Source organism: Exiguobacterium sp. s146 (assembly GCF_018618415.1).
Taxonomy (GTDB): Bacteria; Bacillota; Bacilli; order Exiguobacteriales; family Exiguobacteriaceae; genus Exiguobacterium.
On record NZ_JACSMA010000001.1, the window covers coordinates 413,696 to 426,651 of the forward strand.

At 52.7% G+C, this 12,956-nt stretch carries 11 protein-coding genes; 5 read left to right on the forward strand and 6 right to left on the reverse strand.

The window, feature by feature from the left end; translation table 11 throughout:
- The first annotated feature begins 59 nt into the window (after positions 1 to 59).
- Together KNP83_RS02240 and KNP83_RS02245 are read left to right on the forward strand one after the other, a co-directional pair.
- Positions 60 to 3,434, forward strand: a complete 3,375-nt coding sequence (locus KNP83_RS02240; RefSeq protein WP_214760116.1) for an Ig-like domain-containing protein — start codon at positions 60 to 62, stop codon at positions 3,432 to 3,434.
- 138 nt (positions 3,435 to 3,572) lie between these two features.
- Positions 3,573 to 4,217 carry a thioredoxin domain-containing protein gene (locus KNP83_RS02245; protein ID WP_214760118.1) on the forward strand — a complete coding sequence of 215 codons (645 nt, stop codon included), beginning with the start codon at positions 3,573 to 3,575 and terminating at the stop codon, positions 4,215 to 4,217.
- Positions 4,218 to 4,251: 34 nt separating this feature from the next.
- On the opposite strand, the gene KNP83_RS02250 is transcribed toward KNP83_RS02245, so the two are convergent.
- The 4 genes from KNP83_RS02250 to KNP83_RS02265 all read right to left on the reverse strand — a co-directional run bounded on the left by KNP83_RS02250 (position 4,252) and on the right by KNP83_RS02265 (position 7,168).
- Positions 4,252 to 5,106: a polysaccharide deacetylase family protein gene (locus tag KNP83_RS02250; protein ID WP_214760128.1), complete on the reverse strand. Its 855-nt coding sequence runs from the start codon at positions 5,104 to 5,106 to the stop codon at positions 4,252 to 4,254.
- Positions 5,106 to 5,585: a poly-beta-1,6-N-acetyl-D-glucosamine biosynthesis protein PgaD gene (pgaD, locus tag KNP83_RS02255; RefSeq protein WP_214760131.1), complete on the reverse strand. Its 480-nt coding sequence runs from the start codon at positions 5,583 to 5,585 to the stop codon at positions 5,106 to 5,108. Before pgaD ends, KNP83_RS02250 begins: the two co-directional genes overlap by 1 nt.
- Positions 5,543 to 6,802 carry a poly-beta-1,6-N-acetyl-D-glucosamine synthase gene (pgaC, locus tag KNP83_RS02260; RefSeq protein ID WP_214760139.1) on the reverse strand — a complete coding sequence of 420 codons (1,260 nt, stop codon included), beginning with the start codon at positions 6,800 to 6,802 and terminating at the stop codon, positions 5,543 to 5,545. Before pgaC ends, pgaD begins: the two co-directional genes overlap by 43 nt.
- A 120-nt stretch (positions 6,803 to 6,922) precedes the next feature.
- The gene (locus KNP83_RS02265) at positions 6,923 to 7,168 is read right to left on the reverse strand and encodes a hypothetical protein (RefSeq protein ID WP_214714203.1); all 246 of its coding nucleotides are present in this window, start codon (positions 7,166 to 7,168) and stop codon (positions 6,923 to 6,925) included.
- A 126-nt stretch (positions 7,169 to 7,294) separates the two neighbouring features.
- Between KNP83_RS02265 and KNP83_RS02270 the strand changes: the two genes are divergently transcribed.
- On the forward strand, positions 7,295 to 8,536 hold the full coding sequence (locus KNP83_RS02270) for a UDP-glucose dehydrogenase family protein (RefSeq protein WP_214760155.1): 1,242 nt from the start codon (positions 7,295 to 7,297) through the stop codon (positions 8,534 to 8,536).
- 34 nt (positions 8,537 to 8,570) lie between these two features.
- On the opposite strand, the gene KNP83_RS02275 is transcribed toward KNP83_RS02270, so the two are convergent.
- Positions 8,571 to 9,044 carry a DinB family protein gene (locus tag KNP83_RS02275; RefSeq protein ID WP_214760168.1) on the reverse strand — a complete coding sequence of 158 codons (474 nt, stop codon included), beginning with the start codon at positions 9,042 to 9,044 and terminating at the stop codon, positions 8,571 to 8,573.
- A gap of 123 nt (positions 9,045 to 9,167) precedes the next feature.
- On the opposite strand from KNP83_RS02275, the gene KNP83_RS02280 reads away from it, so the two are divergent.
- The gene (locus tag KNP83_RS02280; protein WP_214760169.1) at positions 9,168 to 9,902 is read left to right on the forward strand and encodes a DUF3784 domain-containing protein; all 735 of its coding nucleotides are present in this window, start codon (positions 9,168 to 9,170) and stop codon (positions 9,900 to 9,902) included.
- On the forward strand, positions 9,899 to 10,165 hold the full coding sequence (locus tag KNP83_RS02285; protein WP_214760171.1) for a hypothetical protein: 267 nt from the start codon (positions 9,899 to 9,901) through the stop codon (positions 10,163 to 10,165). Before KNP83_RS02280 ends, KNP83_RS02285 begins: the two co-directional genes overlap by 4 nt.
- Before the next feature lie 32 nt (positions 10,166 to 10,197).
- On the opposite strand, the gene KNP83_RS02290 is transcribed toward KNP83_RS02285, so the two are convergent.
- Positions 10,198 to 12,906 (reverse strand): EAL domain-containing protein, encoded by a 2,709-nt coding sequence (locus tag KNP83_RS02290; protein WP_214760172.1) that lies wholly within the window; start codon positions 12,904 to 12,906, stop codon positions 10,198 to 10,200.
- Positions 12,907 to 12,956: the final 50 nt, after the last annotated feature.

Sequence of the window (12,956 nt, forward strand, 5' to 3'; positions counted from 1 at the left end):
TTGAAGGAGGTGATATATTTTATAAGGATTTAATTTGAATAGAAAAAGGCGGCAAGAAAATGAGAATCATGAAATCTAAAATCGCTATGCTTACATTCATTATATGTCTAGTGATTGGAACATTTTCGTTCTATCCAATGGACGAAAGTGTACACGGAGCAGCAACGTATACCATCAATCCTTTTAGTAAGGACAGTCAAGTAATCACTGGGCAAGCGGATCCAAACACTCCAATCCAGTTAAATGTGGACGGTCAATTAGTGAACCTCCAAACGAATGCGACTGGTCAGTTTTCACATACCCTCACTAACAAACTGACGAGTACGGATATCCATTTGTATCAAATCACAAAACAAGGTTATGCAGAGTGGAAGTTGACAGCCTATGCCTCTCAAGATACATCCACTGTCGTTTATCCGGCGCAGTATCTTGGGATTAACAAAAGTAGCAAGGAAATGAAATTTTCGGCACAAGTAGATCATACGATTGTCGCAGTTTACGATGGGCGTTCTTACAGTGGCATTGGTAGCTTATCAATCCCTGTGAAAACGGCAAAAGAAGTTAAATTCTATACACAATATAATGGCAATCGTAGTACAACAACGATTGTCCAAGACGTGAATGTTAACCCAAATTATCTTTATGAATTCAATCAATTTGGGTTTGAGTCAGGTTATCTTTCTGGAAAGACAGCACCTTATCTAAAGATGAATATAGTTATAAATCGAGAAAAAGAAGTTGAACTTTCAGCTGATGGAAATGGAGAATTTCATCACTATATGTCATTAACAGAACATGACGTGATTTCTGGATTCGAATATAAAATTGTAGAGCCTTTGACGGGTCGTGAGTTGGTTGGTTCGACAATTGTAAAACCGTTCCAAGCCTCAGTAGATAACCCGTTCTATTCTGTAAATGAATTCAGTAATTATGAATTATACGGATACACATTTGCAAATGCTGAAATTAAAGCAGATGGGCAATTGATTGCTGTCTCAGATGAGATGGGTAGAATTTATAACTATATTGAAGCTAATGGATCGCCAATTCGTACAATTGAAGTATCTAGAAATGAAAAAACCATTTCTACATTTACGCGTGAAATGGCTTTTGATTCAAGTCAATTTAAGTTTGACCTCACGAAGCCAATCACTTCTGAGCAAAGTGAATTGATAGCTAAGACATATCCTAATCAGACATTTGTCGTACAGTATCAAAATCAGCATTATGGAGAATTGAAATCAACATCCGATGATCAAGGGAATTTAAAGTTGATGTTGCCGAAATTTACTTCGGGTTCATTTAACGTATATATAATTCAGAAGAATGGGAATTGGCAACTTGTTGAAACGATTGAAGTAGAAGATGAACGGCCATTACCAAATCCAATTATTAAGATGATTGATAGTAGTCTAGTAATTTCTAGTGATTTTTCGACATCCGAGCAACTTTATGTTGAAGTTCAAATCGAGAAAAAGAATGGAGAAATCGAAGTTTATAATGAACTACTCAGTTCAAAAGGAAAACAAATCAATAAACTTCAATCTGGCGATAAATATAAGGTAAGAGTTTATGTAAACGAAAATCGAAGTTCGAAGTTTTTGGAAGGGATTTTTAATCCAATCAATCAACCGACATTTGAGAATTTTATTGAGGGCGAAAAAACGATTAAAGGAAAGACAGAGCCAAATGCAATAATTACAGTGTATGAATTGCAATATTATTGGAGCGAGTCCTATGTACTTGTACAACAAGTAACGGCCGATTCCGGTGGGAACTTCAGTTTTACAAACAAAACAAATTTGAACGTGCCGATGAAATTCTTGATTGAGCGAGAAAACAAACTTGATCAAGCGGAATTCAAATTTTCTCCCAAAGATGTTACTTCCCCAGTTCTTTGGGTTTATGAAGGGACAAAAATTTCTGAAGACAGTCGTTCGATTACAATCAATGCCGATGATGTTTTGAAGAAATTGACTGTATCCTACTATTCAAAGGGAACATTACTTAAGGAAAAAGACGTGAAAATCACTAGTCAAGATCCTTGGAACACCCAACAGTTTACTGTTTCTTTTGACGATGAGGACAATAAAACATTCAAAGAGTTAAAAGTAGATAAAATCACAATTGAAGGAGTGAACATAGCTGGATTGAGAGCGGAACCGATTTCCTTTGTGGTTAAAGATATTACCGCACCTAACTTAAGAGGAATGTATCCTATTCTGTACGGTGATCAAGTGGTAGAAGGAAAGACTGAGCCGTTCGCTAAAATTCAGATAGGAAATGGTCACTTGGCGAAAATTACAAACGCTAATGCAGAAGGCTATTTCAAAGTAACGTTAGATTACCCATTCTCAATCTATTCAACTTCATTGCGGATTATTATTACTGACTTAGCAGGAAATAAGGTTCAAGATTATCTCCGAGCAATGGACCACCGTGTCGAAGATATTCGAGTTAATCAAGACGGTTCTAAAATTTGGTTCGCTAACGACAATCGAAAGTTGTCTTATAGATATTATGAAATCTATATTAATGGTCAAAGATGGACAGAGAATGAATTGAAATATGGCCAATATAGTAGTCTTATCCAAACGAATAAAAAACTTTCATTCCCATTGGACGTAAAGCTTGTAATGAAAAATCCTGGTGGCACGACTAAGTATGAGTTTTCGAAACGCTTAACTGACCCATCTGAGGTAATTGCTCCAAATAAGCTTGAAGCTTCTAATAACAGAAAGAGTCTTACAGGGTATGCAGACAAGTTCATTACAATCGACGTGTACGATACAGCTGGTAAAAAAGTTGGTACAAACCGTGCAGACAAAAATGGGAAATTTGCGGTTGTTTTGTATCGCTATCCAGTAGCAAACGAAACACTTAAAGTTGTAGCCAAAGACGCATTTGGCGGCACTAAAACGTCGACGTTGAAAGTGAGGGATCGTGTGGCTCCAACGAAACCGACCGTCTCGACGCTCACGAACAAGTCGACGTATGTGTCCGGGAAAGCCGAGAAAGGCGCGACCGTGTATATCACGTATAACAAACGCACGTACACGACGAAAGCATCGAGTACAGGCTCATATCGCTACAACGTGAAGACGACGAAGCCAGGGGCGTCCGTCTCGGTGCGCGCGAAAGACGCGGCAGGCAACACGTCGAGCAGAACTTCTGTGAAGGTCCTCAACACGTTCCGGACGTTCACCGTCAACTCCGTGAAGTCGACGGCGACGACGCTGACCGGAAAAGGCAACAAGGGGGCGACCGTCAAGGCATACGTCGGGACAAAGCTCATCAGCAAGACCGCGAAAGTCGATTCGAAAGGCAACTACAAGCTGACGGTGTTACGCCAGAAACCAGGCGTCGTTGTTACCGTGAAGATGACACAGAGCGGATATCAAGAAATGAAGAAGACGACACGCGTCGTCAAATGAAGCGAGCGGGCCATGCGGTCCGCTCGTTTTCTTGTGTGTCATTTCTTTTGATGAACGTCACCAGAACGTCACTCGAGTCCACTCCCAAAACATGGTATAACTAAACATGTGAATGTTTGAACAAATAGGAGGTTATACATGAAACGATTTCTGTTTTTATTCGTCGGACTCATCGTCATCCTCACGGCCTGCAGTCCAAGCGAGGCCGTCGACTCGGCGAAGTTCCATACATATACGACGTACGAGCTCCCGCTCGAAGACAAGGTCGCGCTCGGGGAAGGAGAGCACGAAATCGTGTTCGTCTTCGACTACAGCTGCCCGTGGTGCAAGAAGTGGATGGAGGAAGTGCTGCCGGAGATTGAAGAGCGCTGGCTCGACACGGGCGAGGCGACGTTCAAAGGACAGCCACTCGTCCTGTTGAACGAACAGTCGCAACTGCTCGCGAACGTGGACTATAACGTCGAACGCCTGATTCCGGACCGCTATTACGAAGTGCAGCGCGCCATCGGACTCGACTCCGGGTCGGACGGTTTCGGGACGGAAGCCTACGCCCGAGAACTCGCCTCCGAGTTCGACCTCGACGCGGACGAACTGCTCGAAAATCACGTCGACGTCGGCATTCAAAACTCACGCCTGTTCACGCGTGACTTCGGCGTCGCCTACGTGCCGACCGTGTACGTCGACGGCATCCGACTCGCCGACGCGTTCAGTCTAGATGAGATGGCGCAGGTCATGGACGGGACGATTGAAGCCGGGGACCAGGTCGAGTTGCCGGAGGAATGAAAATGACCCCTCGTCAATCGGACGAGGGGTCAAGTCAGTATTGCTCGAAATACGGTTTCACGAACAACTCGAACAGTTCAGCGTCGAGCAGATAACGGTTCGTGAAGAACGGGGCGTTGTCGGGGGTGATCGGGTTCGGGCTCAAGATGAACGCCTGCTCGAACCCGAGCTCCTGCACCGTCGCCGTGACGGCGTCGTTCGTGTTGCCGAACGGATAGGCAATCGTCGTGACGCGTGTGCCAAGATGCTTCTCGATGGCGGCGACACTCGTCTCTAAATCTTGTCGGAGCTCGTCTTGCATGTCCTCCGGTAAGAACACGGCACCTCCGTCTTTCACGTAGTGCATGTCATGCGTATGCGTCCCGAAGTCGGCGAGTCCGCTCGCCTGCATGTCCTCCAACTCGTTCCACGGGGCGAGGTCCAAGTTTTGGAACGCCTCGCCGACGTGGCCGGTGATGATGAACAGCGTGAACGGGATCTGTTTGTCTTTCAAAATCGGGAACGCGTTCTCGTAGACGGTATGGTCGACGTCATCGAACGAGATCCATACACATTTGTCCGGAATCGGTTCTCCAGCACGATAGGCGAGCAGGTCGGCCTGCGTCGCGAAGTGGACGCCGGTGTCTTGGAGCCACGTCATCTGTTGCTCGAACTCATTGGCGTAGACGTTATAGCGGACCAGTTCGGACGATCCGGTCACGTTCTCGACGAGCTTGTTCCATGTGTTCGGCCGTTTGACCCGGTGATAGTTGAGACCGAGACAGACGTCCTCGGTCGGGAGGAGTGCCGCATCGGGCACATCCTCATGCGTCGTCGAAGCCACGTCGTACACTTTCCAGGCGATGCCGCCAATAATCATTAGGGCGACCAACCATTTCACGTAGCGCATCATTTCAACTCTTTCACTGGATTTTCTGTGAATACGATGACCTTGTCACGCTGAAGCCGCTCGATGTCTTCCGGTTCCATCAAGTCGAGCTTGAGCCAATCGTCGAGCGTCGTGTCTGTCGGCATTTGCCGGCGGTTGAGCGGGCCATATTTCCGTTTGTTGTACGTCCGCCAAAGGAAGAGCAATAGGGCGGCGACGAACGACGAGACGAGCCCGAAGTAGAGCAGCTCGCGGATGTCGGCGTTCGTGACGTTCAACGCCGTCTTGAGGATGGCGATATAGCGGTCGTTCACGTCGACGACGGCGCTGAGGAAGAACCACGTGACGATGAACGTGTAGAACCAGAACACGACCGTGAGCAATAGCTCAACCCCTTTGCGGAACACGTTCTGTTTCGTCTTGACGAGAATCTCTTGTTCGTAATCATATAACTCACTTACAGGCTGCTTCTCCGTGTCCCCCGGTCTGGTGAACTCCATGTCGCATAGCCTCCTTTCACACGGGCTCTAATCGCTTTCGGCGTCGCCGCGATGACGACGGCCGTGTTGAGCATCCAGTAGATGACCGGATACCAAGCGGCCCAAACGTAATATTTAAACACTTTATCGTAACGGGCATCGTTCCAGAGCGAGATGATCAGCTGGACGTGGCTGACGAGGACGAGCGCGAACGAGTTGTACGTGAACCAAATCAACATGTCTTGCCACGTATCGGCCGTCACGAACAGATATACCGTGACGATGAGCCACGCATACGCCCAGAGGACGCTGACGACCTGTTCGATATAGACGGGCCAAATCCGGCGCTGGCGCCAGTCTTTGAAGATGTCGAAGTGACGCAAGACGACTTCTTGCCCGCCTTGCGACCAGCGCACGCGCTGTTTCCAAATGCCGGAGATGGACTCCGGGACGAGCATCCAACAGAGGGCGCGCGGCTCATAGCGGATGTCCCAGAAATTCTTTTGGAGCTTCCACGAGACGGCGATGTCCTCGGTGATCATGTCGCGGTCCCAGAGACCGACCGACAGCAACGCCTTCTTGCGGAACATGACGATGACGCCGGAGACGGTCATGATTTTACCCATGACGCGCTGCGTCCGTTTGATGGAGCCGATAATCGAGGAGTATTCGACGAGTTGCATCCGGCTAAGGAGCGTGTCGCGGTTGCGGATGCGCGGGTTGCCGGTGACGGCCCCGACGCGTTCGCCGCGGTTCAAGAAGTGACGGACGAGGTAGTACGGTGCCTCCTCACTGAGGAAGGCGTCCGAGTCGACGCAAAGCAAGTACTCGGAGCGGGCGGCGTGGACGGCCATATGTAGCGCGTTCGCCTTGCCTCGGTTCTCGTGACAGTCGATGACACGCAAGCGCTCGTACTCGTCGGCGAGTCCGACGAGGATGTCGCCGGTCTTGTCACGGCTGCCATCGTTGACGGCGATAATCTCAAAGTTCGGATAGGTGAGACGGTCCAAATACTCAATCGTCTCGGCGATCGTCTCTTCTTCGTTATAACAAGGAATCAAGATGCTGATGAGCGGCCATTCCCGCTCGTTCAAATCGAGTTCTTCCTCTTTCTCACGCGTCAAGCTGAATAAGAGAGCGCCAGCAATCCAAAACAGCGCCATGAAGAACGGATACCAAAACACAAATTGGGCCAGTGGTTCGATCCAAGGTGCGATGTCGAGCCCGTAAAATTTCATAAGTAGTCTCCCCTTATTTTCAAAAAAACCATGTATTGACAATATGATAGCATCAAAAAATTGTTTTCCCATATTTATCGAAAAAATTGTACGGAAATTGAAAAAGACATTCGACGTGTGTCAAATGTCTTGTTGCTTGTTCAGTTTCGTCCGTCTGTCTTTGCGCCATTTCCAAACGAACAAACCGATTAGCGCGAGGACGGGGGCCGCAACCCAAGGGCGGGCTTCGATGATGGAGACGAGCTCGAAAATCGAGAGCCAACCGCTGATCATGATGAGAATCAGCAGGAAAGTCTTGAGTCCACCTCGAATAGGAAACCAGTAGAACACGAAGAGCGTAATCAAAAAGAAAGCGAGCAATCCCATGCGGTTATTCCTTTCTAGCCTCATTTTGACTCATTATAGCAGAGAATATTCAGAGAGTGTTAGAGCCTTCCCTTGCTCGCCGCTTTTCGGTACTGTTAATAGAAGACTATTGAAGGAGGAACTATCGTGAAATTTGGAATCATCGGCCTTGGCTATGTCGGGCTGGCCACCTTATGCGGGCTAGCAAAAGCGGGGCATGAAGTCATCGGTGTCGAGAAAGATCAACCGAGACTGCTCCGCCTCATGAACGGGGACGTCCCGTTCCACGAACCAGGCATGGCAGACGTGTTACGCGACCATCACGGTTCAATCACGTTTACGGACTCGATTGCCGATACGGAAACGGCCGACTATCTCGTCCTCGCCGTCGGGACGCCGAGCAAGCAAGACGGCAGCTGTGATTTGACGTACGTCGATGCGGCCTTGTCCGAGGTCGAGTCAAAACATAAAATCATCATCCGAAGCACGGTGCCGCCGGGAACGACCGACATGCTGTCGGTCATGTATCCGGCCCACACGTTCGCCGTCGTGCCGGAATTCCTTCAAGAGGGGCGCGCCCTCGCCGACGTGTTGAAACCACACCGCGTCGTCATCGGCAGTGACAACCTCGGGATGTGTGAGGAGCTGGCGGGCATCTACGGACGCCTCGGTGTCCCGATCGTCTGCACGTCACCGGTCGACGCCGAGTTCATCAAGTACGCCTCGAACGCATTCCTCGCCACGAAAATCAGTTTCATCAACGACTTGGCGCGTCTCGCCGACAAGGCAGGGGCGGACATCACGACAATCGCCGACGGGATGGGGCTCGACCCGCGCATCGGACGTTCGTTCTTGAACGCCGGTCTCGGCTATGGGGGCTCGTGCTTCCCGAAAGACATGTACGCGCTCTTGAACGTCGCGGGCGAGAACGAGCTCGACTTGCCGGTCATCCGAGCTGCCATGCACGCGAACGACGCCCAGATGGCGTACGTCGCCTCGAAAATCGAACCGAAGGACGACCTTAAAGTCGCCTTCCTCGGCCTCGCCTTCAAACCGGGGACGGACGACATGCGCGACGCCCCTTCACTCACGCTCGCGCAACTGTTGGCCGTGCGTGGAGTCGATGTCATCGGCTACGACCCGCTCGCCAAATGGGACTACCCGCAAGCCGAGACGGTCGAAGCGGCGCTCGAGGGAGCGGACGTCGCCATCCTCGTCACGGAATGGGACGAGCTCGTCGCGTTGACGCCGGAAGCGTTCGACGGGATGCGGACGAAGCGATTGATCGATGCACGCAACGCGTGGAAGTATGCACGCGACCCGGGTACCGTCCAGTACGAAGGGGTCGGCCGGATGCAAAACAAGGCGAATACGCCGTCATCGACATGACAAAAGGTGAGGCCCCACGGGGTCTCACCTTTTTTCACGCCTGTATCTGTTCTTTCGTCGGTCCCATGACACCTGGGACCGTGAGTCCAGCCTGCCGGAGCAGCACCGTCATCTGGCCGCGATGGTGCGTCTGATGGTCGATCATCATGCGTAGGACGGCACCGCGCGGTTGTCTCGCGCCGTGGACGTCGACTTCCTCTAACAAGTAGTCGTCCGAGAACTGTTCGGCCGCCTGGCGAATCTCGTCGGCGTAGCGCGCGTATTGGTCGGCGATCGCCTTGGCGTCGTTCGGTTGCGTCAAACTCTTCAGCGCGGACAAGCGGAAGCCGAGCAAGTTCGTGAAATAGCCGAGCGCGGTCGTCACGTGCCAGCCGATCCAGCCGAGCGAGTTATGGCCCGGGACGATCTCCTGACCGAGCGCCTCGTCGGTGACGGCGTGGAGCACGTCGAGCGTGCCGGTCGATGATTTGGTCCAATCTTGTAGAAAATCTGCTTTCGTGCGATACATCGAATTCCCCCTTGAGCGTTCTGCCTCGAGTATAAGACATCCTTGTTCCCTAGGCACGTCTCATGATTTTGAAACATTTCGCCTAATTTTCACGTAGACTATAGAAGAAAGGGGGACGCTTGTATGTGGATCTTTATAAGTGCCGCACTCATTCTGTTCTTGCTCGGTTTCGCCGTCCATCGCTTAGGATGGCATTTCCTCATCTCCGGTTATAATACGATGAAGCGCGAGGACAAGGCGCGCGTCAACATCAAGGCGGTGGCGCGGTTGATCGGCTTCATGTGTTACGGGCTGGCCGGGATCTTCCTACTGATCGCCGCCGTCCACGGGCTCGGTTTCGGACTCGACATCCCGATCGAACCGTTCTTCGGCTTGATGCTCATCCTCATCGTCGTCACGCTCTGGCGGGCCCAGAAGTATGACGGCAATATTTATGACGAGGACGGGAACATCCGTCCTGGCGGCAAGAAGAAACTCATCCCGGTCATTGTCGTCCTAGGTCTTCTCGTCACCATCGTGCCGGGCCTTTGGCTCTGGTTCAGTCAGCCGACCGAGGTGACGCTCACCGATTCGTCGCTCGTCATCGAAGGCAGTTACGGCGAGACGGTGCCGTATGACGAGATCAAAGCCGTCACGCTGACGTATGAACCGAGCCTCGCCCGCCGCACGAATGGGGCCGCGACCGGCTCACGCCTGACCGGACACTTCCGGACGACGGAGGGGGAGGACGTGCTCGTCTTCATCGACCGGGACATCGACGTGGTCATCCGAATCGATTGGAGCGGAAAACCGATTTACGTAAACGTGGAATCGCACGAGGCGACGGAAGCGTTATATGAGGAGGTACGACTGAAATGACACAACCTTGGTATACGCGGCACATGCCGTTCTTTTTCTTGACGTTCTTGTTCGCGCCGCTGACGTTGCTGCTCCTCGTCTGGCGCTGGGAGCGGTTTGAAGGCCACGAGCGGGGCGTCAAGCTGTTCTTCGCCATCGGGATGACGGCGTTCATCGTGTTCGGGCTCTTGCCACGTGGGTCGCTGCCGGTCATCTTGCCGGTCATCGGACTGTTGATCGCGCTGAAGCTCGTCCTCAATCTCATCAAACGAAAAACCGGCTGACATGTGTCAACCGGTCGAATGGGGGCGCTCGCTTAGGCGAGGTGCCCTCGTTTGTCGTTCACCCAGACCTCGAACGCGGTCGCGTCAAGGGCCGGGGCGTAGTAATAACCTTGTCCGAGCTCGACGCCTTCGGCGATGATACGCTCGAGGTCTTGTTTCGTCTCGATGCCCTCGGCGAGTGAGGTCAGCTTCTGTTCGCTCGCAAAACGCGAGACGGCGCGGAGGAAGGACGTGCTGTCCTTCGCTTTCCCGCTGACGTACATGCGGTCGATTTTCACTTCTTGAATCGGCAAGTGCCAAATCGCTTCGAACGAGGCGTAGCCGGTCCCGAAGTCGTCAATCGAGAGGCAATAGCCGAGGTCAGAGATATCCTCGAGCCGTTCGAGCTCTGTCGTGTGCGACATGATGTCGGCCGACTCGGTCAACTCGATTTTCAAGCGATCCGGCAGCCATGGATATGTCTCGATCAACTCGCGCAGTTTCGTGACGATGGACGGGTCGACCGAATGGGCCGACAAGTTATACGACAGCGAGATGTCGGCGAACGGTGTGTCGCGCCAAGCGACGAGCTGTTCGACGACCAGGTCGAGAATCGAGTGCGACAGCCAGAGGATCTGGTCCGAGCGCTCGGCGATGCGGATGAACTCGTTCGGCGGCACGTAGCCGATGTCCGGGTGCTGCCAGCGGGCGAGCGCCTCGGCCCCGACGACACGGCCCGTCTTCAGCTCGACTTGCGGCTGATAGGCGACGGTGATATAGCCTTGTTCGATCGCCTCGGGGAGCGCCTGTTCAATCAAGGCGGCCCATTGGAGTTGGGCAAGGATGCTCGAGTCGTACCAAACGAACGGGGTCCGCGTCTCTTTGGCATGTTGCAAAGCCTTCGTCGCCTCGAACAGACAATCGTTAAAGTTCGGCGTCGTATGCGTCGCCCCGATTTGAAGGTGGACGGTCTGACGCTTCTGATTGATTAACAGCTCGGTCGGGAACAGTTCCATCAACTCGTTTTCATCGACGGTGCTGAAGCCGCGGACGTACAGCATGAGCGTGTCGTCCCGGTAACGGCCGAACAAGTGATGTGCGTACTTCTCGAGCCGGTCCTCGACGTGCCGGGCGAACTCGGTCATGAGCAGGTCGGCGTACGTCGGGTCGTACCAGTCGACGAGGTGGTGGAAGTCGTTCAGTTTAATCAACAGGAACGTCCCGTCGATGTCCTGTTTCTCCCACGCCCGCAGGAAGCCGTATTCATTGTACAGTTCGGTGGCGAGGTCGAACCGGACGAGCCGGTCGACTTTGCGCTCGCGTTCGACGCGCTCGGTCTCATCTTCGAGGATGAGGTAATAGGTGAGCGTCTCGCCACGCTTAAGTGGGATGATTTTGACGTTCAAGAAGCGGACGTGCTCGCCTTTCAAGTGCAGGATGAACTGGGCACTCGTCCCATTCTCCGTCACCCCGGCGAGCGCCTCGCGCAACAAGCGTCGCCCCGTGTCGGTGAACAATTGATTAATTTCATACAAGTTCCGTTCGCCGAAGAACTGGCGGAACACATCGTTGCGTTCGATGAAGTTGTACGTATCATCGATTAAGGCGATGGCGAGACCCGTCTCGGAGAAGAGGGACGACCAGCGCTCGTGATACCGGAGCAGGTCGTTCGACTTCGTCTCGAGCGTGTGCACCGTCGAATGGACGCTGACGGCAATCTCGCGGAGCTCGTCCTCGATGCCACGGAAGTCATGGCTCGGCGGGAACGTCTCCTCGACCGGTTCCGTGCTCGGGTCGATGGCGAGGGCGCGCGCCTTCAAATGCCCGAGATCATGGGCGTACATCTTCCTTGTGTAGCAGAGGGCGAACAAGAGCGCCCCCGACAACAGGAGCGTGATGAGCAGGACGGTGAGGGCGAGTGCGCCGTAACGGTCCCGCTCGGTCAAGAGCGTGTCGTCAGCCGCCGACCGCACGGCTTGCAGCGCGGCATGCGAGTCCTCATAGAAGTTCGTCCCGTTGACGTAACGGGCCTCGAGCGTCGAATTGGCGGCCGTCACCCGACCGAGGGCGAGCGCGCTCTCAATCAAGTCGTCGACCGGTTTCGTGCCGAGGGACGGGTCGGTCGCGACGATATCCTCAATCAGACGGGCCTCGTTCGCGATCGTCGAGACCTCGAACTCGAGTTGGTCTTCATCCGGTGTCTCGGCGAGCAAGTTCGTGACGCCTTCGACGAACGCCATCTGCATGCGCATGACGGCATCGGTCAGCTCATAGGCCGTGTTCGCTTGGGCGGTCCGTTCGAGCCCTTGATAGAGCCAGCGCCGATTGATTGACTCGATGACGTCGAACGGCACGGCCTCGAAGCGGCTCGAGCCGTCCGCGTTCAACGTGTCCTCGAGGTCTTCCGAGAAGCGCAGCAACGCCTCCCGTTCACGCTCATCGACCCCGGTCTCGAAGTCGTCGAGCAGTTGCGCGTTGTATTGGAGCGCCCGTTCACGGTACGGGGCCGACAGTAACGCCGTCGGTTGTTCCGAGTTCGTCTCGTAGAGCTTGGCCGCGTGATGCAAGACGAGATACGACTCGACGCCGGCCAAGTCGGAGGCGTGATTCAAGTCGCGCACCGTCTCGTCGACGGCGACGTGTTTTTCTTTCCAGTAATAGCTCAGGCCAAGCCCGAACAACAATACGCCGATGAGACAAGCGACGGCGAGAGCCATCGTGTAAATCCGGTACGGAATTTTAGCGAATCGATTGCTTCCCATCGGACACCTCCTTCTTTCTCTTCCCATTCTATCTCTCGTGTTCGAGTCTT